Here is a 25,186-nt window from a genome sequence, read left to right on the forward strand (position 1 = left end):
ATAAAATGCTAGTTCAATATAAAAAAGACTATGAAAAAACGGCAATGGGCTTGTTGTCATACTTACCGGATTTTAAAAACTTCGCAAATTTGAAAGATGAAATGAAGTTAATTAATGATGACACGGAATTTAACCTACTTTTATTTAGAAATAAAGAGGCAAATGTTGTTGGCGTAGTTGGAATTCAAAGTGCAGGTCTATTTATCGTAATTCGCTATTTATCATTAGCTCCAGGGTTTCGTGAAGAGAAATATGAAAAAGAAATTCTACAAGAATTAAAAGAAAGTAATCCGAAAAAGAAAATAGCAGCTTTGCCAGAATATACATATTTATTAAAGTTGGTAAAAAATAAAGATGACAAATAACGAAAGTAACGACTTAACTTTAGAGCTTCCTAATTTTGAAGGACCATTAGATTTATTATTACATTTAATTCAGTCACAAAAGATCGACATTTATGATATTCCAATTGCGCAAATTACGAGTCAATATTTATCATATTTAAAAGAAATGCAGCGCCTAAATCTGAAAATTGCTGGAGAATTTTTCGTGATGTCTTCAACTTTATTGAGAATTAAATCTCAATATTTATTACCAGAAAATGATTTTGTTGAAGAAGATCAAGCAGAAGATCCAAGAGAAGAATTGGTTCAACAACTAGTTCAATATTCAGTATTTAAAAAGGTTTCAGAATATTTCAAAGAACGTAGTGAAGAAGTTCCAATTATTGCAGCGAAAGAAGCTAGTGTCTCGAAAAGTGAAAAAATTCAGCCATTACCTTTAGGGCAAATTACTTCTTCAGACTTAGCTAATACATTTGCTTTGGTGATGAAAAAAATGAAGCTCAGACAGCCTGATGCTGCTTCAGTAAAAGTTGAGGGTGCACCGATTTCTGAAATGATTTCATATTTAGAAATCAGATTAAACAAGAAAAAGAAAATCAGCTTTTTCTCTTGTATTCCTAAAATGAATAATTTAGTCGATGTAATTGGTTTATTTTTAGCAATGTTAGAACTTTGTAAGAATCATAAGATTCATGTTCGACAAGCTAGAACTTTTGGTGATTTAGAATTGATTAAAGGAAATGAAAGTAATGGCATCTAAAGTAGCGGAACTTGAAGCTCTACTATATGTAGCAGGTGATGATGGAATTGAAGAAGTTAATTTATGTGAATTATTAAAAGTAGCGCCGATCGAATTAACTAATTTAGTTAAGGAATTAAAAGAAAAATTGGCTAAAGATGAAGATTCAGGTTTACAGATAATTGAAATTAACAGTACGTATAAATTAACTACTAATTCTAAAGTTGGAAAAATTATCGAGAAGTATTTTTCAAAAGACTTATCAAAGAATATTAGTCAGTCTGCTTTAGAAATATTATCAATTATTGCTTATCGACAACCAATTACTCGAGTTGAAATTGATGATATTCGTGGTGTTAATTCTTCAGGAGCTTTACAGACCTTAGTTTGGCGCGGATTAGTCAAAGCAGAAGGTAAAAAGGATGCACCAGGGCACCCTAATTTATATGTGACTACAGATTATTTCTTACAATATTTTGGTTATCAAAGTTTAGCCGATTTACCTGTGATAGAAGATTTTGAAGATAATTTCGATTCTGACGGTGAAACAGATTTATTTTCACAAATGAGTCAAGCTGATAAATATTTAAGTGATGAAAAAGAGGATAAATAATGGCATTAGAACGATTACAAAAGGTGATTGCTGAAGCTGGGGTAGCTTCAAGAAGAAAAGCAGAAAAGATGATTGTAGCAGGCCGCGTTCGAGTTGACGGCAAAGTTGTAACTCAATTAGGAACAAAGGTAGATACTTTTAGTAATGTAACCGTTGATGGTGAACCAATCGAAAGAGAAAGTTTACACACGTACTTGTTTTACAAACCACGCGGAGTTGTTTCAACTGCAAATGACGAAAAGGGCAGAAAGACAGTGGTTGATTTCTTTGAAAATGTGCCATATCGTTTGTATCCAATTGGTCGCTTGGATTATGATACTTCTGGCTTACTTTTAATGACTAATGATGGGCAATTGGCAAACTTATTAATGCACCCCCGAAACGAAGTGCCTAAAGTTTATGTTGCTAAGATTAAAGGAATTTTGACTCCAGAAGAAATTACTTTACTAAAAAAAGGTGTAAAAATAGATAATAGAAAGAGTGCACCAGCCAAAGTTAAGGTGTTAAAAACCAATCCTAAAAAGAATACTCAAATCGTTCAATTAACAATTCATGAAGGTCACTATCACCAAGTTAAAAGAATGTTTAAGGCAGTGGGTCACTTGGTTGATAAACTATCACGTGAAAGATATGCCTTTTTAGATTTACATTCATTAACTTCGGGTCAATATCGTGAATTGACACGTGAGGAAGTTGACAGATTGAAACATATTTACTAGACTAAAAGTGTAATTAAATAAAAGTTTGTTGTCTTCAGGGCAGGGTGAAAATCCCGACCGGCGGTTGAAGTCCGCGACCCACGATAGTGGCTGAATTTCGTAAGAATACCGATAGTTAAAGTCTAGATGAAAGAAGACAGACCAACCAACTTAAGACAAGAAGATAAATACTTACTTACTTTTGGAAGTCTGTTGCTGAAGCAATAGACTTCTTTGTTTTAGGAGGTAGTAAGTATTATGTCAAATACTAGAAGAGCTGGGAACAGCTTAACAAATTTAATTGCATATGCACTGATCGGAGCGATTGCCTTTGTAGTGATGAAATTTGAATTTCCAATTATTCCAGGAGTAGGATTTTTGAAATTTGATTTTTCTGATATTGTTATCACTATTGGAATGTTTTTATTTGGTGCTTGGCCGGGTGTTTTAATGGCCTTGATTAGAGGTTTACTGAGTTTAATCTTTAGTGGCTTTGCTTTACCAAGTATAGTGGGGCAGCTTGCAGCTTTTTTAGCTACTTTATCATTTGCATTGCCATTTTATTTAATTAGTAAAGGAATTACTCAAGAAAATCGACGTACTAAGAAAGGCTATTTATTACCAATCTTAGGCTTAATTATCGGTATTATTGCAATGACTATAGTTTTGTCCTTGACTAATGCATTCGTTTTAACACCAGTATATGCAGTTACATCAATGGCCAATATTCCAGCTCTTCACAATTATAGTGATTTGTTCAACTTCACAGTGAATAATTATTTAGGACAGTTGCTACATTTACCATCAATGAATGCATATATTTTTGGCATTATTGTACCTTTTAATTTGTTAAAGGGTGCAATTAATTCAGTTGTAGTTTTCATTTTGTTTGAATCAACCTTGAAGAGTATTAAGCCATTTGTTCAAAAGAGATTTACTGTTAACTAGTTACCAAAAGGATATAGACGAAAGAGGAAGATGCGAAAACATCTTTTTCTTTTTTATTTTGTCTCATATAAGTCCATTTCTATGCTAAAATTTAATTTAGTCAATAAATGGGAGGAATTCCAAATGAACAATAGTCCAAAAGGACCATATCAACATTACGAGCGTCCAAACAAAGGTCGCAGTGATGGTGAGCAGCCCAAAGGTGGTCATTGGGGCGCAGTGATTAGCGTCTTATTAATTATTTTGGTAGTGCTAATTCCAATTGTATATCGAACAGCTTCGGCTCACTATGGTCAGAGCGAAAAGGCTAAGGAAGTACAACGCGTAAGTAATAGTTCTTCAAGTAAAAAAGTTAAGAAGGCAAAAAAAACTGCGCAATCAACTAAAAAAACTCAATCTAGCAGCAAGTCTTCTAAGGTAAGCAACCAAAAGAAGGCGACGAATAGTAGTTCTAAGACAAAACAATCTTCATCTAGCCAAACTGCTAAAACCTATGTGGTTCAGGATGGTGATACTTTAACTAGCATTGCGCAAAAAGAAGGCGTTAGTGTTTCTAGCTTAGTAAGTATTAATAATCTAAGTAGTGCTGAAGATATTCAAGCTGGCCAAACTATCAGATTGAGATAAATTTAAGAAAGGATATAAAGACTTATTTACTAGTCTTTTATTGTTAGAATGCAAGTAGCAATTGATGGTCCTGCATCAGCAGGTAAAAGTACTGTAGCTAAGATAATCGCTAAAAAGTTATCTTTTGTATATATTGATACAGGTGCGATGTACCGTGCTTGTACAGTAATCGCGCGTAATCACCATCTTGATTATGGTGATGAAGAAGGAATCTTAAAAGCGATCGATGAAGACGGAATTGAATTGAGATCCGAAAATGGTGAACAGAAAGTTTACTCTGCAGGTAAAGATATTTCTTTAGAAATTCGAACTCCAGAGATTTCAGCTAATGTCTCACAAGTTTCAGCTTTACCTAAAATTCGTGAAAAAATGGTCGCTTTGCAGCGTAAAATGGCAGGCGAAACTAATGTAATCATGGATGGTCGAGATATTGGCACCACAGTTTTACCTAACGCCGAAGTAAAGATTTTCTTAGTTGCTTCAGCTAGATCAAGAGCTGAAAGAAGAATGCTCGATTTCCAAGAACGTGGTATTGAAACTGATCAAAGCGTTGAAGAGATTGAAAAAGATATTGCAGAACGTGACTATAAGGATTCACATCGTGCAATTTCACCGCTTAAGAAGGCTGATGATGCCATTGAAATTGACACTACCAATCTTACAATTGATCAAGTAGTAGACACAATTTTAGAAAAAATCAAAAAAAATCAAAAAAAGCTCACAAAATAGTAGAAAAAAATATCACTTTCCTATAAAATGGGTATTGATATTGGGAGGTACATATGTCAGAAAACAGTAATCAATTTTTAGACGCATTAAAGCAAATGCAAGGAGTTGAGGTCGGAGATATTGTCGATGTCGAAGTATTAGACGTTGAAGACGGCCAAATCGATGTTGGTGTTGTTAACGCCGGTGTTGAAGGTGTTATTACTCACCGTGAATTTACTTCAGACCGTAATGCTGATTTGCGTGAATTAGTAAAGCCTGGTGACACATTCAAGGCTTTAGTATTAAGAAGAGCAGGTGGCGACAAGGAAAATGGTGAATTCTTCTTCTCAGTTACCCGCTTGAAGGAAAGAGAAGCATTCGACAAGTTACAAAAGGACTTCGAAAATGGTACTCCAATCGAAGGTACTGTAACTTCATCAGTACGTGGTGGTTTGCTTGTTGATGTTGGTACTAGAGGCTTTTTACCAGCTTCATTAATTTCAAACCGTTACGTTTCAGATCTTAAGCCTTACATTGGTAAGACTATGAAACTTAAGATCACTGAAATCGATCCTAACAAGAACCGTCTTATTCTTTCACACAAGGATTTAGTTGAAGAAGAACGTGAAGAAGCATTTGATAACGTTGCAAGTCAATTAGTTGTTGGTGACGTTGTTGAAGGTAAGGTATCACGTTTAACTAACTTCGGTGCATTTATCGATGTTGGTGGCGTAGATGGTCTTGTTCACATTTCAGAAATTTCTTACAAGCATGTTGACAAGCCAAGCGATGTTTTGAAGGCTGGTCAAGATGTTAAGGTTAAGGTCATTGGTATCGACAATGACAGACATCGTATCTCCTTGTCAATCAAGCAAACTGAACCTTCACCATTTGAACAAGCTACTTCCGGCTTAACTGAAGGTGATATTTTTGAAGGCGAAGTTAAGTCTTTAACTAACTTCGGTGCATTCGTTGAAGTTGCTGATGGTATCCAAGGTTTGGTACACGTTTCAGAAATTTCAAGCAAGCACGTTGACAAGCCAAGTGATGTTTTGAAAGTCGGTCAAGAAGTTAAGGTTAAGGTATTAAACATTGACCCTAGCGATAGAAGAATCTCACTTTCAATCAAGGCTGCAGATCCTAATGCTTCATCAAGCGAAAGTCCTCGTCCACGTCGTCAACGTAACGACAACTCAGTAAACAAGAAGTACATGAGCAATGATGACAACGGCTTCGCATTAGGTGACATTATCGGTGACCAATTAAAAGACCGTAAATAATTAATGTAATAAAAAAGCCGACGCTTAAAGTCGGTTTTTTTTATTTTTTAGAGGAGGCTGAAAAAAAGATGGTTTTACCTGTAGTAGCTATTGTTGGACGCCCTAATGTGGGTAAGTCAACACTTTTCAACCGCATTATTAAAGAACGCTTGGCAATTGTTGAAGATGAGCCAGGCGTAACAAGAGACCGTAACTATGCTAAGGCAGAATGGATGGGTCACGAATTTGATCTGATTGATACCGGTGGAATTACCTGGGAAGATGGAAAGATCGAAGAAGAAATCCGTGCACAAGCTGAAATTGCTATTGAAGAAGCTGATGTTATTGTTATGCTTTGTAGTGTAGTTAATGGTGTAACCGATCTGGATGAAAGGGTTGCAAAGTTACTTTATGGCACTAAAAAGCCAGTGATTTTGGCAGTAAACAAGGCTGATAACCCAGAACAAAGAAATAATATTTATGATTTCTATAGTTTAGGATTAGGAGATCCTTTCCCAGTTTCTGGTAGTCACGGAACTGGGATTGGTGATTTACTGGATGAAATTGTAAGTAAATTTCCTGAAAAAGAAGATTACAAGTCAGATGATACAATTGCTTTTAGTGTAATTGGGCGTCCGAATGTTGGTAAATCTTCAATTGTTAATAAGCTTCTTGGAGAAGAGCGTGTGATCGTTGCTAACCAAGAAGGTACTACGAGAGATGCTATCGATACACCGTTTGAATCAAAAGATGGTACAAAGTTCCGTTTAATTGATACAGCTGGTATTAGAAGACGAGGTAAAGTTTACGAAAAGACTGAAAAATATTCAGTAATGCGTGCGATGAGTGCTATTGAACGCTCCGACGTGGTTTTGTTGGTGCTTGATGCAAGCACCGGTATTCGTGAACAAGATAAGCACGTGGCAGGATATGCCCATGATGCAGGGCGAGGTATCATTATTGTAGTTAACAAGTGGGACTTACCTAAAAAGAACTCAACCAGTGCTAAAGATTTTGAAAAAGTAATTAGACAAGAATTTCAATACTTAGACTATGCACCTATTATGTTCGTTTCTGCAGAAACTGGTCAGAGAATTGATCAAATTCCTATTATGGTTAAAGAAGTCTACAAAAATGAGAATCAACGTATTCAATCTAGTGTATTGAATGACTTATTGCTTGAGGCTTCAAGCCTTGTGCCAACCCCAATGATTAAAGGTAAGCGTCTTCGCGTTTACTATATGACTCAAGTTAAAACAAATCCACCAACTTTTGTCGTATTTGTTAATGATCCAGAATTGATGCACTTTTCATACCAAAGATTTTTGATTAATCAATTACGTGAAAACTTTAACTTCGAAGGAACTCCAATTAAGATTATTCCAAGAAAGAGAAAGTAACTTTAAGACATTGGTCTTTGAACCAATGTCTTTTTCGTGTAGAATAAGATTTCGAATGAATGGAGGATTGCAATGTCATATTCAGAACAGTTATTAGATGCGATTGAGAATCATGATTTTTCTCAAAGTAAAATTCTATTAAAGCAAGCGCTTGATAATGATACACCAGAAGTATTAGCTTCTTTAGCCGAAAATTTAACCAACTACGGTTTTACTGATTTATCTAAAGAAGTTTATCGTGCTTTAATTGCAAAATTTCCACGAGAGAACTTATTTAAGGTTTATTTGGGTGAAATTCTATTAAATGACGGTCAAGAAGATGATGGACTAAGTTTACTCTATAATGTATCAAAAGATTCAGATGCATATGTAGAGAGTTTACTGGTTCAGGCAGATTATTACCAAAGCAATGGTTTTTTTGAAGCTGCTAGAGATAAGTTGCTTGAAGCTCTAGAACTTGCTCCTGAAGAAGATGCGATTAAATTTGGCCTTGCTGAATTGTATTTCGCTGCAGGTAGATATGAATCTGCTTTAGACATCTATCAAGATTTAATTAAAAGGCAAAAAAACTTTGGTGAGGTTAACCTTATTCAGCGCTTGTTCCAAACAGAGGCAAAAATTGGTAATTATGAAGAAGCTGCTAATATTATTAATGAACACAGCAGTGATATTTTGGATATTGATAGTAAATATCAAGCTGGATTAGTTATGCTCTCAGTAGGTGATGATGATAAGGCAATTGAATACTTAGACGATGTTATTAATCAAAGCCCTGATTACGTCAATGCTTATCCATTATTAGCCCAAGCGTATGAGCATAAACATGATAATGACCAAGTTCTGCGCTCTGCCCAAGCAGGTCTTGCCTATAATGAACTAGACGAAACACTTTACTCAATGGGGGCAATGGCTGCCGCAAATTTAAAAGAGTTTGACACAGCAGAAGATTTACTCAAAAAAGGGTTAGATATTGCACCAGATAATACTAATTTAAGATTACAGTTATCTAATTTATATCTTCACGAAGGTAAGTTTGCAGAAAGTATTAAATTATATGATGCAGATAACGAAGAAGAACTGGAACCACAAGCTCATTGGAATTTGGCTGTAGCATATCAAAATTTGGATAATAGTGAACAAGCCAAAAGTGAATTTTTACTTGCATATCCAGAGTTTCAATCTAATCCGGAATTTTTGAAACAAATGACATATTTCTTCAATACTCAACCTAATAGTCAAGATATCGTAAAACAATTACTTGATAAGTATTTGAAACTGGTACCTGATGATGAAGATATGATTGATCTATATAACCGAATCATTTAGAAAAAATGCGCAGCGAAAGAAAGTTTCGTTGCGCATTCTATTTATGAAAGATTAAATGATGACGTTTTTGTTTATAAGTAAAGCCTTCTCCTAAAGCTTCATGCACTTCAAAGATTGTGACAAATGCTTTTGGATCTTCTTGCTCAATTAATTGTTTAACCATTGGAACTTCACGAGGTGAGACAACAAGGTAAATTACTCTTTTTTCATTTTGTTTGTAGCCCCCTAGAGCGTTTAAATAAGTGAAGCCACGATCCAGTTTTAAGTCGATCATTTCAGCAATTTGTTCATATTTGTCAGAAATAATTAAGCACCCTCTTGCAGTGTAAGCACCTTGCTGAACCGAATCCATAACTCTGGATAAGATGAATGAGGCAAGTAAAGTGTACATCATATGTTTAATATCAAGATATGATAAAGAAATAAATAGGACGATTGCATCACATAATAGCAGCATTTTTCCAGAAGAAATACCAAATTTCATCTGACAGATTCTGGCAATAATATCGGTCCCACCAGATGTACCATTATAGCGAAAGACAAGTCCTAATCCAAAACCTGATAATGTTCCGGCAAGTGCAGCTGAAAGGAATAGGTCGTGCTCAAGGTTGAGTTGAGTTATAATTGGAAAGAGGCGCCATAGCCATAAAAAGAATGAAAGTGATATAGTTCCCCAAATGGTATATAATAATAGTCTCCTTCCCATGTAACGATATCCTAATATAATAAGTGGAATGTTTAAGATTAAAGTAGATAATCCCATGTTTACGCCCCAAAAATGACGCAATAGTAGTGAGATACCACTCAGACCGCCGTCAGCTAATTTATTTGGGACAGAGATTGCATCTAGGCTCAGAGCGTAAATTGCACAACCTAGTGCAATCATAAATAATTCTAAACAGGTGTGCTTATTGATGACTTTTTTCATAATTAACGCCTCCATTTCTCTACTCTTAAGCTACCATATTATTTGATTTATTACACTAAAACGAGTTGAAAAAATTTATGAAAATAGATAATTTACCAAAAGTATTTCAAGCTGCAATGCCTGTACTTGAAACTCTTGAAAATGCAGGCTTCGAAGCATATTTTGTAGGTGGATCTGTACGCGATATCTTACTAAAAAGACATATTCATGATGTTGATATTGCAACTAGTGCTTATCCAGAAGAAGTGAAGAGTCTTTTTGAAAAGACAATCGATACCGGTATCCAACATGGTACAGTAACTGTTTTATATGGTAATGAAAGTTATGAAATAACTACTTTTAGAACCGAATCAGGTTATCAAGATTATCGTCGTCCTGATCATGTTACTTTTGTTCAAAATCTCGAAGAAGATTTAAAACGCCGTGATTTTACCATTAATGCGTTTGCTATGAATATGAGAGGCGAGATCATCGATTTATTTGATGGTTTAGACGATTTGAAAAATAGAGTCATTCGAGCAGTCGGTGATCCAGAAAAAAGATTTAACGAAGATGCTTTAAGAATGATGAGAGCAGTTCGCTTTATGAGTCAGCTTAAATTCACTTTGGAAGAAAAAACAGAGCAAGCGATTGTGGATCATCACGAATTATTAAGAAAAATTTCTGTTGAACGAGTTCGTGATGAATTTGTCAAAATGGGAATTGGATCAGATTCCAGACAAGCTTTTCAAGTGTTTTTGGATACTAAATTAAGTGAAGATGTACCAGACTTTGAAGGTAAGAGCGAATTATTAAGTGTCTATCCTAAACTGAAATTTAGTCCAACTATGGAAGCAAGTTTTTGGTCAATTATTATGATTTTGCTTAAAGTTCCAAATAATCAAATTAGTAAAATCATGCGTGATTGGAAGAATTCCAATGCTATGATTGATTCGGTTGAACGAATTGTCGATTTCTTTGATATTTTATCTGATCATGCACCTACAGACTATGAGCTCTTCCAGATGGGCAAAGAGACGCTTTTAAACGTAATTGATGTTGCACATATATTAGGACAGCCAGTCGAATCAAAGGCGCTGGTAGATCGTTATGCGGCCCTTCCAATTAAAAAATCATCCGAGCTTACAATTGATGGACGCTTTTTAATTAAGATGGGAATCACTCCAGGCCCAAATTTGGGGAAGATTTTGGAAGAAATTAAAAAAGCAGTTATTTCTGGGCAACTGGAAAATGATCAAGTAGCAATTGAAAATTATTTAAACTAAAGAAAAAACTGGCATTTTGCCAGTTTTTTTATACATATAATAAAACAGAAAAGTACATCAAAATTGATCCAAGCATTACAAATAAATGCCAAATAACATGAATATAAGGAACGTTACGCATTGTATACAAGAGTGCGCCAACGGTATAAGCAATTCCACCGCTAACTAATAACCAAAAGCCAGTTGGACTTAGGCGAACGTATAAATAGCTACCAGATAAGATTACTAACCATCCCATTAAGACATACAAGATAGTATCAAAAATGATATGCTTACCACGATTGAAGATATAATAAATAATACCGAAAATTGTTAAGCCCCAAATTAATCCGAATAAAACCCATCCCCAAACACCACCAATTGCAACTAATGAGTATGGAGTATATGATCCAGCAATTAATAAAAAGATGGAGCAATGATCAAATATTTGAAAAACGTTTCTAGCTTTTGTAAAAATTAAACTATGAAATAGCGTAGAAAACAAATATAAGAGAACTAAACTAGTCCCGTAAATCGTGAAAGTTGTTATTCTCATTGCATCCCCAGTGTGTGCCGCTTTCACGATTAAAACAACCAATCCAGCAACTGCAAGACCAAATCCAATTCCATGCGTGATTGCACTGAAAATGTTATCGAGGATATGGTATCTATTTGAACGATTCTTTGGTTTATTCCATAATTCTTTAAATTTCATAATAAAACATTCCAATCAAACTTTTTTCTTGTGAAGTTTTTTTGATATACTAACATATATATTGTGCTCAACCCTGATATGTAATATGTATTTTATCATAAAAGAAATTGAGCTTTTTAGAATTGAGGGCGAATACTTTGTCAAAGTTTAAAATCATGACGGATTCTTCCGTTCAATTAACAACAGAAGAAATTGAGAAATATGATATTACTGTCGTTCCATTATCCATTTCTATTAATGGTAAAACTTACATCGATGGTGTAGATATCTCAAGAAGAGATTTCGTTGAGAAAATGAACGAATCAGTAGAATTACCAAAGACTAGTCAACCTCCAATTGGTCGTTTTGTCGATACGATTAATAACTTGACTGCTGACGGTAGTGAGATCATTGGTATTTTCTTAGCAAAAAGCTTAAGTGGTACGATTGATGCAGCAAGACAAGCTGCTGAAATTGCTGGAAAGTCAGATAAAGTTCATATTATTGATTCTGAATTAACTGATCGCGGGGAAGGTTTCCAAGTACTTGCTGCAGCTAGGGATGCTCAAGAGGGCAAGAGCTTGGAAGAAATTTTAGCTCATGTAGACCAAATTAAGAAGAATCAAAAACTTCGAATGATGGTTGTAGATTTAAAGAACCTAATTAAGGGTGGTAGATTAGGTGCTTTATCAGGTAAAGTTGCTACACTTTTAAATATTAGAATTGAGTTACACATGCCGGAGGGTAAGCTACAAGTTGTCAAAAAAGGCCGTGGTAAGAAATTCAGCAAGTCTTTTGATGAACGCGTTTTAAAAGATATTGAAGAAAATAAAGATCGCATTCATGAAGTTGGTATTTCCTATGTTGACACCCCTGAGGCAATGGAAGTATTAGCAGATAAAATTCGCGCTATTAGTCCAGATATTAACGTTTTGGTTAGAGAAACTAGTCCAATTGTTGCCACTCATGCTGGTAATGGCGCCTATGCAATAATTTATTATCTGGATGTGGAGTAATAAATGGCTTATAGAGATAGTTTTTATCAATACTTAATGACGCAAAGAGACCCAGATTCAACTGATGAAGTGGCTCAATTTGCAAATAATGCACAGCATGATCAAACTTTTCCTAAGCAAGAACAAAACTATGAAAAGTTATCTGACTATTTAGAGTTAAACGCAAGTTATTTACCGAGCATGTCAGTCTTTGATCGAGCATATGAAATGTATCAAGAAAAAATGAGTTATTAGAATAAGAGTCCCACATGGGACTTTTTTTAATCTATGAATGAGGTAGAGAGATGGAGACATTTACTGGGATAAGTGAATTAATCTTGGCAGTATGTTTAGCCATGGTTATTCAGAATTGGATTTTGAAAAAGGTTTCGGTTAATTATATTGCTATGATCATTGGTATCTTGATGGCTCTGTTTCTTAAGTTTCCAGTGAATCGTTTTATCTTTGAACCGGAAGTTTTTATTGGATTGGTAGTAGCGCCGTTATTATTTTTTGAGGGACAACAAAATAACCTACATAGTATCTTACGATCATGGCGGTCAATCTTCGGAATTACTGTGATTATGATTGTAATTGCAACTTGTGTAGCTGCTTTCGGCGTTGTAATAACTACTGGAGTATCGATGCCATTAGCACTTGTTTTAGCTACAATTTCTACACCAACGGATGCTACAGCGACTGAATCAGTTAGTCATGGCTTAAAATTACCCAAAACAGTCAGCAAGTATCTAAAAAATGAATCGCTTTTTAATGATGCGAGTGGGCTAATCTTACTTGATATGGCTGTTACTTGGTATGTTTCAAAAGAACTGAATATTGGGCATACTTTACTACGCTTTTTATTTTCGTCTATTGGTGGTTTGATACTTGGAACTTTGTTGATGGGGATGCTAGTTCTGACGTTTCAAAAGTTATTGAGATCTAATGCTAATTTTGATCATAGTGGTTATGAACCAATTACAGCACTAATCACAATTTATCTGATTATGCCAATTATGATTTATTACTTGGCTGAACACATTCAAGTATCAGGAATCATTGCTGTTGTTGCTGCAGGCATCGTAGCTAATGCTGGAATTGAGCGAAGTCGATTAACAAGTTTAAGTTATACGTATACTAGCTTAACTTTAACTAGGTATTTATCATCGATGTTAAATGGGATTGTCTTCGTTGTTTTGGGAATTGTTATTGCACAAACTTTTCAAGAAAAAAGCTTAACTAGACTTTATTTAGCAATTCTTATCGGAACAGTTCTTTATCTAGCAAATTTGTTGGTACGCTTTTTATACAGTAAAATCATAATGAAGTTATCGGCTAAGGATGCTATAATTTTTGCACTGGGTGGAATTCATGGTGCAGTTACCTTTGCCTTAGCTTATATGCTTGAGCAAACTGTGATCAGTAGTAGTAACTTTACATTAATTTTGTATAGTGAAGTTAGTTTAATAATTTTGAGTATGATTGTTCCAACGATCTTGTTCAGACGTTTATTACCTAAAGATCGAACGGATTTTGAAAAAGAGGATAATATCCAGCAAATTAAATGTGATATGGTTGACTATGCTCAAAGTAAATTAAATGAAATCTACTTACCTAAGAGAATTAGAAAGCAATTAGAGTTTGACCTTAATGCGCAAATTGACGAAACATCTATGAAAGATTTTATTCGTGAATTAAAGAAATCAGTTAAGGCAACTGAATTGACTCCAAGTCAAAAAGAATTTAGAGATGAAGTATATCGTTATGCTTTTAGAGAAGAGCGAACATATTTGGGCCAGCTTTCGCAAAAAGAAGAAACGCGACCTGAATTCTTAAATCTCTATCGGGAGGTCCTTTTTGGCAGAAGTTTTGTTTTTGCATTCTGAGGATGAATAGGTTATAAACTATCAGGGAGGAATTATAAATGGGACAAATACAATGGTATCCAGGCCATATGAACAAGGCTCGGAATCAATTGGAAGATAAATTAGGATTAATAGATGTAATCGTGGAAGTGCTAGATGCTAGAATTCCTAAGTCATCTCGTAACCCGATGATTGAAGAATTAGTAGGTAACAAACCCCACTTAATAATTTTGAATAAAGCTGACTTGGCTGATCCTGTTTTAACAAAGTTATGGCAAAAAGAATTACAAGAGCCAGGAAAATTTGTTATGGCAATGGATTCTCTTCACAATACTAATATGCAAGCTTTAATTGGAATGATAAAAAAAGCAGCACTTAGTAAAACAAAAAAGCTTGAAGCAAAAGGTGCTTCAAGTCCGATGATTCGTATTGCCTTAGCAGGGATCCCAAATTGTGGTAAGTCAACAATTATCAATCGTTTGGTTGGACGAAATGTGGCTGAAGTAGGTAATAAACCAGGTGTTACTAAAGGACAGACCTGGCTGAAGACTAAAACAAATATCCAAATTTTAGATACGCCAGGAATCTTATGGCCTAAGTTTGAAGATCAAGAAGTTGGTTACAAATTAGCTGCTTTTGGCGCTATTAAAGATAGTATCTTCCATGCGGATGATGTGGCTCTTTATGTCATTAAAAGCATGAGGAAGTACTATATGAATGATTTAGTCAAGTTTGCACGTTGTTCTAAAGAGCAAGTAGAAAATATCAGTGATCCAGATTTACTTCTAGCAATGACTGAAGTATATGGAATGCGCGATGATTATGATCGATTTGCTTTATATATGCTTCAAAGATTGCGTAAGGGTAAAATTGGAAGGATTACATTAGACCGACCATGACGATAAAAGAAGTAAAAGAGCTACTCAAGCAAGATAATATAGATCAAGAAGAATTAGCGGAACTAGAAAAAGATTCACGTGCTGGCGTTCAAAAATTACTGATTTCTTATCATAAAAGACAAAAGAAACTGGCTGAAGCTAAGGAAGCTTTTGAAGCGCGCTTTTCTTATGAAAAAAAGTTTTGGGCAAAAGGACAGCGTGTGGCGGGAGTTGACGAAGTAGGACGCGGACCTCTAGCTGGTCCAGTTGTTACAGCAGCTGTTATTATTGATGACAGTTTCGACTTAATTGAAGTTAATGATTCAAAAAAATTGACGCCCAAGCGACGTCTTGAGTTATATCCAGAAATTTTATCAAAAGCGGTTAGCGTAGCTGTTGGGGTAAAAAATGCACAAGTGATCGATCAAGTAAATATTTATGAGGCAGATCGCTTAGCGATGGCTGCTGCGGTTAATCATTTAAATATTAAGCCGGATGCACTTTTAGTTGATGCAATGAATGTACCGGTTGATCTGCCCCAGATTGAATTGATTAAGGGGGATGCTAAATCCAATTCTATTGCTGCAGCTTCAATTGTAGCCAAAGTTTTTAGAGATAAATTGATGGATGACTATGCTAAAATTTACCCTCAATATGATTTTCCAAATAACGCTGGATATGGAACAGCCAAGCATTTAGCAGCTTTAGAAAAGTATGGTCCTACATCAATTCATCGTAAAAGTTTTGAGCCAGTAAAAAAATTTTTTGAATAAATTTTTATTTTTTTAAGTAAAATCCTCCATTTTTTGCGAATTTAATAAATGGAGGACTAATTTATGAAAATAACTGATTTTTTATTAGCATTAAAACTACAAAAGGGTGTTGGTTATGTTAAAATGCTTCAAATAGCCAGCCAATTGGACGTAGAAGAGGTTGATCCGGTGCAATTAAATGCGTTAGACTTACCTTTGTCATTTAGAGAAATTTGTCTAAGAGCATACCGTGATGAAAAAGCCGAGGAGACTATTAACAGAATTAAGAAGCAATGCCAGGTAATTAGTTTCTTTGATTCAGAGTATCCAGAGCAGCTGCGACAAATTTATCAACCACCATTGATTTTGTTTGCGCGTGGCAATCTTGATCTTTTGAAAAAAGAAATTGTCACGATCGTTGGCTCGAGAATGGCAACTGATTATAGCTATCAGGTGATTAATCGTCTAATGCCTAATTTGGTAAAGCAAGACCTAGTCATTGCTAGTGGCTTAGCTAAGGGCGTGGACAGTTTGGCTCATGAAGCGGCTTTGAGAAATAATGGAAAGACAATTGCTGTAGTCGGAAATGGGTTGAATCATTATTATCCTTTGCAAAATCATAATTTGCAGGATGAAATTGTCCAAAAAGGTCTGATACTGAGTGAATATTTACCGGATACTCCGCCAAGGCCATTCAGGTTCCCTCAACGAAATCGCATACTCTCAGGTCTTAGCCGCAGTGTAATTGTCACAGAAGCTAAAGAAAAATCCGGCTCACTGATTACTGCAAATTTAGCTTTGCAAGAAAATCGTGACGTTTATGCAGTACCTGGACCAATCACTAGTACTCTTTCTGAAGGTCCTAATAAGCTGATTGAAGCAGGTGCCAACCCTATAATTGATTTTGAACTTAAAAGAGAAAGATTTGACAATTTGACTACTAATATCTTATTCTCAGATTAGTATTTTAATTAAAAAATTTAAGAGGAGGCATTAAATGCCTACTAAGACGACAAAGAAAAAGACAACTAGAAAAACAAGATCTAAAGTTAAAAAGAATCTGGTTATTGTAGAATCACCAGCTAAAGCAAAAACTATTGAAAAATATTTAGGTAGAAATTATCACGTTATTGCTTCTAAAGGACATATTCGCGATTTACCTAAATCACAAATGGGAATTGATTTTGACGATAATTACAAGCCAAAGTACATTTCAATTCGTGGTAAAGGTGACACGATTAAGGAATTAAAGAGTGAAGCTAAGAAAGCTAAAAAAGTTTATCTGGCTTCCGACCCCGATCGTGAAGGAGAAGCAATTGCTTGGCATGTAGCTCATGCTCTTAACTTAGATGAAAAAGATAAAAATAGGGTAACTTTTAACGAAGTTACAAAAGATGCTGTTAAGGAAAGCTTTAAGCATCCCCGTACAATTGATATGGATACTGTTGATGCCCAACAAGCTCGCCGTGTTCTTGATAGAATTGTGGGTTATTCCTTATCACCAATTCTTTGGGCTAAGGTTAAGAAGGGCTTAAGTGCGGGTCGTGTTCAATCTGTGGCTTTGAAATTAGTGATTGATCGTGAAAAAGAAATCAAGAACTTTAAGCCACAAGAATATTGGACAATTGACGCAGAATTTGTTAAGGATAAGTCAAAGTTTAAGGCAGCATTTTATGGTATAGACGGTAAAAAGACTGAATTGCCTAACAATGAAGCTGTTCAAGATGTTTTGTCTAAGATTGATAAAAAGAAATCCTTCGAAGTACAAAACGTTGTAACTCGCCAGCGTCGCCGTCAGCCACCTGCACCTTTTACTACCTCAACGATGCAACAAGAAGCTAACAAGCGCTTAGGCTACAGAACCAGAAGGACTATGAGCATTGCTCAGCAACTTTATGAAGGAATTAGTTTAGGTAAGCAAGGGACAGTTGGTTTGATTACTTATATGAGAACTGACTCCAAACGTACTTCTCCAGTTGCTCAGCAAGAAGCTTCTAAGTTTTTACATGAAAAATATGGCGCAGAATTTGCTGCCAAAAGTCAACGTCATTTTAAGAATCAAGAAGATGCGCAAGATGCTCACGAAGCAATTCGTCCAACAAGTGTTTATCGCACTCCAGAGTCTTTAAAAGAAGTTTTGACGACTGAGCAATATCGCTTGTATAAACTAATTTGGTCACGTTTTCTTGCTAGTGAAATGACGCCTGCTGTTTATGACACAGTTAGAGCAGACATTAATCAGAATAGTGTCACTTTCAGAACTACTGGATCTCAGATGAAGTTCCCTGGTTTTACCAAGGTTTATGACAATGCTCAAGAAAAGAATGTTGAACTTCCTGATCTGGCAGAAGGCGAAGAAGTTAAGTTGAGTAAATCTGACAACAAACAACATTTTACTCAGCCACCTGCACGTTATACTGAAGCTAGTTTGGTTAGAGCACTAGAAGAAAATGGTGTAGGTCGTCCTTCTACTTATGCTCCAACTATTGATACTATCCAACGTCGCTATTACGTTAAACTTGAAGGTAGAGCAATTGTGCCAACTGAGCTTGGTGAGATTGTTGACGGTTTGATTGAGGAATTCTTCCCAGACATTACTGATGTTGACTATACTGCTCGACTTGAAAGTGATCTTGATAACGTTGAAGACGGAAATAAGAATTGGGTCAAGGTAGTTGATGATTACTACCACCCATTTAAAAAAGAATTAGATAAAGCTGACAGTGAAATTGAAAAGGTTCAGATCAAAGATGAGCCTGCAGGTTTCAACTGTGACATCTGTGGCGCACCAATGGTCATCAAGATGGGACGATATGGTAAGTTTTACGCTTGTTCACGTTTCCCTGATTGTCGTAATACTAAGCCAATCGTTAAGAAGATTGGTGTGACTTGTCCGAAGTGCGGCAAAGGTGAAATCGTTGAAAAGAAGTCAAAGAAAAATCGCAAATTCTATGGTTGTTCACGCTACCCAGAGTGTGACTTTGTATCATGGGATCAAACAATTGGACGTAATTGTCCAAATGATGGTCATTTCTTAGTTCAGAAGAAGACTAAGAAGGGATTGGTTATTCTTTGTCCAAATGGCGATTACAAGGAAGAGCCGAAAGAAGATAATTAGTAAATATTTTAATAAAACAAAAACTTATATCATCAAACTTATGTAGTTTGATGATATATTTATATATGAGTAATTTTTATGTAGAGGATGAAATAAATGCCTAAAAATGTAACTGTTATCGGAGGAGGCCTTGCAGGTAGTGAAGCTGCTTGGCAATTAGCTAAACGTGGGATTAACGTTGACCTGTATGAAATGCGTCCTAAAAAGATGACGCCAGCTCATGAAACTAGTAATTTAGCAGAGCTTGTATGTACTAATTCGATGAGATCTAATCAACTTTCAAATGCTGTTGGGCTTTTGAAAGAAGAAATGCGCCAAATGGATTCATTAATTATGAAAGCCGCTGATAAGACGCAAGTACCTGCAGGTGGAGCCTTAGCGGTTGATCGTGATAGCTTCAGTAAATATGTTAGTGATACTCTTCGCGGAATGGATAATGTCACTATTCATGAAGAAGAAATCACAGAAATTCCTAAAGACGGAATTACGATTATTGCAACTGGTCCACTTACTAGTGATACATTAGCTGAACAAATCAACGATTTTTCAGGCACAGATAGTTTGCACTTTTATGATGCAGCTGCACCTATTGTCGCAGCAGATTCAATTGATATGAACATCGTTTATAAGAAGTCACGTTATGATCGTGGTGAAGCGGCATATCTTAATTGCCCAATGACCAAAGAGCAATATGAAAAGTTTGCTCATGAATTGATCCATGCTGAAGTGGCTGATGTACATGGTTTTGAAAAAGACGATGTATTTGAGGGATGTATGCCAATTGAAGTAATGGCAGCAAGAGGTGCTAAGACCATGTTGTTTGGTCCCCTTAAACCAGTTGGCCTTGAAGATCCACATACTGGTGAAACTCCATATGCAGTAATTCAATTACGTCAAGATAACGCTGCTGCTTCAATGTATAATATTGTTGGTTTCCAGACCCACTTAAAGTATGGTGAACAAAAGCGTGTCTTCTCAATGATTCCAGGTTTGGAAAATGCACGCTTTGTGAGATATGGTAAGATGCACCGTAACACTTATATCGCATCTCCAGATTTGCTAACTGCTTCATATGAAGCAAAGAAGCAAAAAGGGCTCTTTTTTGCTGGTCAAATGACTGGTGTTGAAGGCTATGTTGAAAGTGCTGGCTCAGGTTTAGTAGCTGGAATCAATGCAGCAAGAGAGGCAATGGATGAAGATACTGTTGTCTTTCCAAAGGACACTGCATTAGGTTCAATGGCAAATTATGTAACAACTACTAGTGCTAAACATTTTCAACCAATGAACGCTAGTTTTGCTCTTATTCCTGGTTTAGAAGGTAAGAAAATCCGTAATAAGCGCGAGAGACATGAAAAGATTAGTGAACGTGGGTTAGAAAGTTTAGCTAAATTTAAAGAAACTGTTTTAGATGACTAAAGAAGACAAAGATAAATTAACTCTGTTTATTTCGTACTTAACTAATGAGCGCCAGTACAGCGATAAAACAATTATTTTTTATCAAAAGGATTTGCTAGAGGCAAAGACTTTTTGGCAAGAAAATGGAGGTTTTAATGGCTGGACTAAAGTTCAGACTCGCGATGTTGAAGTGTATCTTCAGCACCTTGCTGAAAAAAAGCTCGCTCGAACTAGTCAAATGCGAAAAATGTCGAGTTTACGCTCTTTTTATCGTTTTTTAGTTAAAAGAAAACTAATAAAGATTGATCCAGTTCAAACGATTACTCTACGTTCTGAAGAACATCGTTTACCTCAATTCTTTTATGCACCAGAAATAAAGCAGGTCTTGGCTTCTTTAAGAGGTAATACTCCGCTAATGAAGAGGAATTTAGCATTGTTCGAATTGTTTTATACAACGGGGATGCGAGTTAGTGAAGTTAGTGGATTGAAACTCAACCAAATTAACTTTGACATGAATTCAATCTTGGTACATGGTAAAGGAAAAAAAGATAGATATGTTTTTTTTGATGAGCAGACTAAAGAAGCGATATCTGAATATTTAGATACTGCTAGAAGTAAGTTATTGAAAAATTCTGAAGAAAAAGATTATGTTTTTTTAAATAATCAGGGACAAGCTTTAACAGATCGTGGTATTGAATATATAATGCAAAGAGTATTCAATAAAGCGGGGATCGGTGGAAAAGTACATCCTCATGAATTGCGCCATACATTTGCTACTGCGATGCTTAATAATGGGGCAGATCTGAGAACTGTGCAGGAATTATTAGGACATACAAATATTTCAACTACGCAAATATACACGCATGTCACTACAGCATATTTAAAAGATGAATATCAGAAATTTTTTCCTCGCAATAAAGAAAAGGATGAGAATAAAAAATGACAACAATTTGTTCTGTGAAATTTAATGGAAAGACTGCAATTGCCGGTGATGGTCAAGTTACTTTAGGTGAAAAAGTTATTGCTAAAGCAACTGCAAAAAAGATTCGCCGGATTTACCATGATCGTGTTGTGATTGGCTTTGCTGGTGGTGTTGCAGATGCAGTGAGTCTTCAAGATATGCTTGAAGGTAAGCTTGAAAGCTACAGCGGTGATTTACGTCGTGCAGCTGTAGAAATGGCTCAAGCATGGAGAAAAGATCCAACTCTTCAAAAATTAAATGCAATGTTGATCGCTTTTAACGATGAAGATCTATTATTGATTTCAGGTAACGGTGAAGTACTAGAGCCAGATGAAAATGTTGTAGCAATCGGTTCTGGTGGAAATTTTGCTCAAGCAGCTGCGATTGCAATGACTCGCCATGCAAAAGATATGGCTGCAGATGAAATTGCACGTGAGGCCGTTAAGATTGCATCAGGAATTGATGTCTTCACTGATGATCACATCACTACAGATGAATTGGAGGAAAAATAATGTCTATTAAAACTCCAAAGAAGATTGTTGAGCTTTTAAACGAATATATTATTGGTCAAGATGATGCTAAAAGGGCAGTAGCGGTAGCTTTGTATAATCGCTACCGTAGAATGCAATTGTCCAAGAAAATGCAAAAGGATATTACACCAAAAAACATGTTGATGGCCGGACCAACTGGTGTTGGTAAAACTGAAATCGCACGTCGTTTGGCTGATATCGTTGAAGCACCTTTTGTAAAGGTTGAAGCTACTAAATTTACTGAAGTTGGTTATGTTGGACGTGATGTCGAATCAATGGTAAGAGATTTAGTTGCTAAAGCTGTCCAAATGGAAGAAAAAGACGAATTCGATCGAATTCGTCCTCGTGCATTGAAGGAAGCTAATAAAAAGCTAGTTCGTTTATTAGTTCCTGGAATTAAGCGTCAAAATCGAGAAAATCAAATGCAGGAAATGATGAACATGTTAATGTCAGGCATGAATAATCAACCTGCAAATAATGATGAAGAAGAAGTTACTGATGATATTCGTAATCAAAGATTGTCAGTTGCTGAACAATTAGATAAAGGCCTTCTGGAAGATCGTGAAGTAACCATCGAAATCGAACAAGCTCCAAAAGTAAATCCAATGAGCGATATGATGGGACAAATGGGCATGGATATGTCATCAATGATGAATAATTTGATGCCTAAGAAGATGGTTAAGCGTACTTTACCTGTTAAAGACGCTCGTGAAGTTTTGATTCAAGATGAATCACGTAAGCTTGTTGATTACGATGCTCTATACCAACATGCAATAGAAAGAACTACCAATAACGGTATCATCTTTATTGATGAAATTGATAAAATTACTGCTGGTAATAAGAATAATTCTGGTCAAGTTTCTCGTGAAGGTGTACAAAGAGACATCTTGCCGATTGTTGAAGGATCTACTGTTCAAACTAAGTACGGTCCGGTTTCTACTGATCATATTTTATTTATTGCTGCAGGAGCTTTTGCTGAAAGTAAACCAAGTGATTTGATTCCAGAACTTCAAGGTCGTTTTCCGATTCGAGTTCAATTGAATGCTTTAACTAAAGAAGACTTTGTTCGCATTTTAAAGGATCCAGAAAATTCTTTATTGAAGCAATACATCGCTTTATTGGAAGCTGATGGTATTAAACTTATCTTTACTCAAGAAGCCGTCGATAAAATTGCAGAAATTGCCTACAATGTCAACCAAGGTACCGATAATATTGGGGCAAGACGTTTATCAACTATTCTTGAAAAATTACTTGAAGATGTTCTTTACGAAGGCCCTGATATGGAAATGGGTGAAATTACTATTACTGAAGCTTATGTAGAAGATAAGCTGAAGGATGTAATTACTAACAAAGACTTAACTAAGTTTATTTTGTAGTTGATTAAGCACGTTTTTGAAGCGTGCTTTTTCAGTATCGTAATTTTAAATTGAGTGCTTTTATAGTGTAATTTTTATGAAAACTTGTGATATAATTAACAAATGAGAAGGCTTTCACACTTCTTAGTTTTTGAATATAAAGGATAATTAAGATGAATTATACTATTAAAAATAATATGCTTGAAGTTACTATTTCAAGTATGGGTGCAGAAATTCAAAGTGTTAAGGGCCGTCATACTGGTCATGAATATATGTGGCAAGCTGATCCTGAAATTTGGGATAGACATGCTCCTGTATTGTTCCCAATTGTTGGTCGTCTAAAGAATGATGAATATACTTATAATGGAAAAACTTATCATTTACCACAACATGGATTTGCTCGAAATGAAGAATTCACAGTTGAAAAGCAGTCTGAAGAAAGCATTACCTTTTTACTTAAGGATACTGAAGAAAGCCGTAAGATGTATCCATTCGAATTTGAACTTCGTGTAAATTATAATTTGATGAACAATCTTCTGGAAGAAAACTTTACGGTAACTAACAAAACAGACGGTGAAATGATTTTTGGTATTGGTGGTCACCCTGGTTTTAACGTTCCTGTTAAAAATTTAGGCCTTGAAAAGAAAGATTTTTACTTTACTACTCAACCATCAGTGTCGAGAATTCAAATTCCGATTAGTAAGCAAAATGGTTTACTTGACTGGGATAATCGTTCTCTTGCACCAACTGATAGCTTAATTGCTTTAAGTGATGATTTATTCAAAAATGATGCTTTGATTTATCAATTAAAGGGACATGATAACAAGATCTCACTTAGAACTGAGGATAGTCATTTCCATATTAATGTTTGGACGAGGAATGCCCCATTTGTAGGTATCTGGTCTCAATATCCTAAGACTGCAGACTATATTTGCATTGAACCATGGTGGGGAATTGCCGATAGATCAGATTCAAATGGTAAATTAGAAGACAAGTTTGGTATGAACCATCTTGATAAAGGTGAAAAATTTGAAGCCGGTTTTAGTATTACATTTCATGGTCAAGATGATGAATAAAAAATGGGGTCTTGCATAGTCAAGACCTTTTTTTGTGGAAAGTCTTTATGAAAAAATTAAGCGTAGCGTATCTGAAAAATTTCGGAACAAATGAAATCCTTAAGTCTAAAAATGTCCTGGAACAGAAATATCCTAATATAGAGTTAGAATTAAAACCATTTGGACAGCAACAAACTATCGATGCAGTCAATGAAGGTAGAGCTGATATTGCAATTACGAACTTGCGTGACTCAGTAGTAAATGAGCTTTTTTCAGAAAAGTTAGCTGATATTAGCTTGATGATTCTACTTCAAGCTGGTAACTTTGATCGTGGTCAGCAAACAATTACTTTAGCTGATCTAAATAAAATTCCAGATTTACTCGCTGTCAAGACAGAAGAAGAGGCTGCTGAACTGCATTATCATCGAGATATTTTGGAAATCAAAAGTCCATTCATGGCAGTAGAAACTTTTAATGAAGCAGCTTTGATGGCAGAGTCGGGATCAGGGTACTTTATTGTTAATGAAAAAACAGCTCCAGCCTTTAAGAGCCAGCAGCTGCAAAAAATGTTTTTATTAAATAATAAGAATCAACAAATAAAACAAGACTATAGTTTGCTTGTAAAAGAAGAAAATAGTAATCTAGACGTAATTAAAGAATTTGGACAACTTCTGAGTCACGAATTAAATTAGTGCTTGCGAACTATAGTTCGAAAATATATAATTAATACTATAAAAAAACCAACAAATCATTT

26 protein-coding genes and 1 riboswitch are annotated in these 25,186 nt (G+C 35.4%); of the genes, 24 read left to right on the top strand and 2 right to left on the bottom strand.

Annotated features, from left to right (window positions below; all coding sequences use genetic code 11):
* Window positions 1-5: 5 nt before the first annotated feature.
* The 10 genes from FC46_RS03095 (at window position 6) to FC46_RS03140 (ending at window position 8,662) form a co-directional block, all read left to right on the top strand.
* Window positions 6-365 (top strand): hypothetical protein, encoded by a 360-nt coding sequence (locus FC46_RS03095; RefSeq protein WP_057797745.1) that lies wholly within the window; start codon window positions 6-8, stop codon window positions 363-365.
* Window positions 355-1,104, top strand: coding sequence for a segregation and condensation protein A (locus tag FC46_RS03100; protein WP_057797747.1), 750 nt, complete (start codon window positions 355-357; stop codon window positions 1,102-1,104). Before FC46_RS03095 ends, FC46_RS03100 begins: the two co-directional genes overlap by 11 nt.
* Window positions 1,094-1,696 carry an SMC-Scp complex subunit ScpB gene (scpB, locus tag FC46_RS03105; RefSeq protein WP_057797749.1) on the top strand — a complete coding sequence of 201 codons (603 nt, stop codon included), beginning with the start codon at window positions 1,094-1,096 and terminating at the stop codon, window positions 1,694-1,696. The genes FC46_RS03100 and scpB overlap by 11 nt, the downstream gene beginning before the upstream one ends.
* On the top strand, window positions 1,696-2,415 hold the full coding sequence (locus FC46_RS03110) for a pseudouridine synthase (protein WP_057797751.1): 720 nt from the start codon (window positions 1,696-1,698) through the stop codon (window positions 2,413-2,415). The genes scpB and FC46_RS03110 overlap by 1 nt, the downstream gene beginning before the upstream one ends.
* A gap of 26 nt (window positions 2,416-2,441) precedes the next feature.
* Window positions 2,442-2,557, top strand: a riboswitch (FMN riboswitch).
* A 95-nt stretch (window positions 2,558-2,652) separates the two neighbouring features.
* A complete protein-coding gene (locus FC46_RS03115) occupies window positions 2,653-3,342 on the top strand; it encodes an ECF transporter S component (RefSeq protein WP_057797754.1) in 690 nt (229 codons plus the stop codon).
* A gap of 123 nt (window positions 3,343-3,465) precedes the next feature.
* Window positions 3,466-3,969 carry an SAG1386/EF1546 family surface-associated protein gene (locus tag FC46_RS03120; protein ID WP_057797758.1) on the top strand — a complete coding sequence of 168 codons (504 nt, stop codon included), beginning with the start codon at window positions 3,466-3,468 and terminating at the stop codon, window positions 3,967-3,969.
* Between the two features lie 48 nt (window positions 3,970-4,017).
* Entirely contained in the window at window positions 4,018-4,698 is a 681-nt protein-coding gene (cmk, locus tag FC46_RS03125) for a (d)CMP kinase (RefSeq protein WP_057797759.1), read from the top strand.
* Window positions 4,699-4,751: 53 nt separating this feature from the next.
* Window positions 4,752-5,957: a 30S ribosomal protein S1 gene (rpsA, locus tag FC46_RS03130; protein ID WP_057797761.1), complete on the top strand. Its 1,206-nt coding sequence runs from the start codon at window positions 4,752-4,754 to the stop codon at window positions 5,955-5,957.
* Window positions 5,958-6,025: 68 nt separating this feature from the next.
* Window positions 6,026-7,336 (top strand): ribosome biogenesis GTPase Der, encoded by a 1,311-nt coding sequence (gene der / locus FC46_RS03135; protein ID WP_057797763.1) that lies wholly within the window; start codon window positions 6,026-6,028, stop codon window positions 7,334-7,336.
* Between the two features lie 72 nt (window positions 7,337-7,408).
* A complete protein-coding gene (locus FC46_RS03140; protein WP_057797765.1) occupies window positions 7,409-8,662 on the top strand; it encodes a tetratricopeptide repeat protein in 1,254 nt (417 codons plus the stop codon).
* Window positions 8,663-8,699: 37 nt separating this feature from the next.
* On the opposite strand, the gene FC46_RS03145 is transcribed toward FC46_RS03140, so the two are convergent.
* On the bottom strand, window positions 8,700-9,590 hold the full coding sequence (locus FC46_RS03145) for a YitT family protein (protein ID WP_057797766.1): 891 nt from the start codon (window positions 9,588-9,590) through the stop codon (window positions 8,700-8,702).
* 77 nt (window positions 9,591-9,667) lie between these two features.
* Between FC46_RS03145 and FC46_RS03150 the strand changes: the two genes are divergently transcribed.
* Window positions 9,668-10,855 (top strand): CCA tRNA nucleotidyltransferase, encoded by a 1,188-nt coding sequence (locus tag FC46_RS03150; RefSeq protein ID WP_057797769.1) that lies wholly within the window; start codon window positions 9,668-9,670, stop codon window positions 10,853-10,855.
* 28 nt (window positions 10,856-10,883) lie between these two features.
* Here FC46_RS03150 and trhA read toward each other — a convergent pair whose 3' ends face one another.
* Window positions 10,884-11,549 carry a PAQR family membrane homeostasis protein TrhA gene (gene trhA, locus FC46_RS03155; RefSeq protein ID WP_057797772.1) on the bottom strand — a complete coding sequence of 222 codons (666 nt, stop codon included), beginning with the start codon at window positions 11,547-11,549 and terminating at the stop codon, window positions 10,884-10,886.
* Between the two features lie 137 nt (window positions 11,550-11,686).
* On the opposite strand from trhA, the gene FC46_RS03160 reads away from it, so the two are divergent.
* The 13 genes from FC46_RS03160 to FC46_RS03220 all read left to right on the top strand — a co-directional run bounded on the left by FC46_RS03160 (window position 11,687) and on the right by FC46_RS03220 (window position 25,124).
* Window positions 11,687-12,544: a DegV family protein gene (locus FC46_RS03160; protein WP_057797774.1), complete on the top strand. Its 858-nt coding sequence runs from the start codon at window positions 11,687-11,689 to the stop codon at window positions 12,542-12,544.
* Window positions 12,545-12,547: 3 nt separating this feature from the next.
* A complete protein-coding gene (locus tag FC46_RS03165; protein WP_057797776.1) occupies window positions 12,548-12,778 on the top strand; it encodes a YozE family protein in 231 nt (76 codons plus the stop codon).
* A 50-nt stretch (window positions 12,779-12,828) separates the two neighbouring features.
* Window positions 12,829-14,409: a cation:proton antiporter gene (locus tag FC46_RS03170; protein ID WP_236702287.1), complete on the top strand. Its 1,581-nt coding sequence runs from the start codon at window positions 12,829-12,831 to the stop codon at window positions 14,407-14,409.
* 38 nt (window positions 14,410-14,447) lie between these two features.
* Complete coding sequence (ylqF, locus tag FC46_RS03175) at window positions 14,448-15,287, top strand: ribosome biogenesis GTPase YlqF (RefSeq protein WP_057797778.1); 840 nt, start codon at window positions 14,448-14,450, stop codon at window positions 15,285-15,287.
* Window positions 15,284-16,039 carry a ribonuclease HII gene (locus FC46_RS03180; protein WP_057797781.1) on the top strand — a complete coding sequence of 252 codons (756 nt, stop codon included), beginning with the start codon at window positions 15,284-15,286 and terminating at the stop codon, window positions 16,037-16,039. Before ylqF ends, FC46_RS03180 begins: the two co-directional genes overlap by 4 nt.
* A gap of 63 nt (window positions 16,040-16,102) precedes the next feature.
* Window positions 16,103-16,981 carry a DNA-processing protein DprA gene (gene dprA, locus FC46_RS03185; RefSeq protein ID WP_057797783.1) on the top strand — a complete coding sequence of 293 codons (879 nt, stop codon included), beginning with the start codon at window positions 16,103-16,105 and terminating at the stop codon, window positions 16,979-16,981.
* Window positions 16,982-17,015: 34 nt separating this feature from the next.
* On the top strand, window positions 17,016-19,136 hold the full coding sequence (topA, locus tag FC46_RS03190) for a type I DNA topoisomerase (RefSeq protein WP_057797785.1): 2,121 nt from the start codon (window positions 17,016-17,018) through the stop codon (window positions 19,134-19,136).
* A gap of 96 nt (window positions 19,137-19,232) precedes the next feature.
* Complete coding sequence (trmFO, locus tag FC46_RS03195) at window positions 19,233-20,552, top strand: methylenetetrahydrofolate--tRNA-(uracil(54)-C(5))-methyltransferase (FADH(2)-oxidizing) TrmFO (RefSeq protein ID WP_057797787.1); 1,320 nt, start codon at window positions 19,233-19,235, stop codon at window positions 20,550-20,552.
* On the top strand, window positions 20,545-21,474 hold the full coding sequence (gene xerC / locus FC46_RS03200) for a tyrosine recombinase XerC (RefSeq protein ID WP_057797789.1): 930 nt from the start codon (window positions 20,545-20,547) through the stop codon (window positions 21,472-21,474). Before trmFO ends, xerC begins: the two co-directional genes overlap by 8 nt.
* Entirely contained in the window at window positions 21,471-22,004 is a 534-nt protein-coding gene (gene hslV, locus FC46_RS03205; protein ID WP_057797791.1) for an HslVU peptidase proteolytic subunit, read from the top strand. The genes xerC and hslV overlap by 4 nt, the downstream gene beginning before the upstream one ends.
* On the top strand, window positions 22,004-23,398 hold the full coding sequence (gene hslU, locus FC46_RS03210) for an ATP-dependent protease ATPase subunit HslU (protein WP_057797792.1): 1,395 nt from the start codon (window positions 22,004-22,006) through the stop codon (window positions 23,396-23,398). The genes hslV and hslU overlap by 1 nt, the downstream gene beginning before the upstream one ends.
* Before the next feature lie 152 nt (window positions 23,399-23,550).
* Window positions 23,551-24,453: an aldose 1-epimerase family protein gene (locus FC46_RS03215; RefSeq protein WP_057797795.1), complete on the top strand. Its 903-nt coding sequence runs from the start codon at window positions 23,551-23,553 to the stop codon at window positions 24,451-24,453.
* Window positions 24,454-24,500: 47 nt separating this feature from the next.
* Window positions 24,501-25,124 carry a LysR family transcriptional regulator substrate-binding protein gene (locus FC46_RS03220; RefSeq protein WP_057797797.1) on the top strand — a complete coding sequence of 208 codons (624 nt, stop codon included), beginning with the start codon at window positions 24,501-24,503 and terminating at the stop codon, window positions 25,122-25,124.
* Window positions 25,125-25,186 lie beyond the last annotated feature (62 nt).

It is taken from the genome of Lactobacillus kalixensis DSM 16043 (assembly GCF_001434335.1).
In the GTDB taxonomy this organism is placed as follows: Bacteria; Bacillota; Bacilli; order Lactobacillales; family Lactobacillaceae; genus Lactobacillus; species Lactobacillus kalixensis.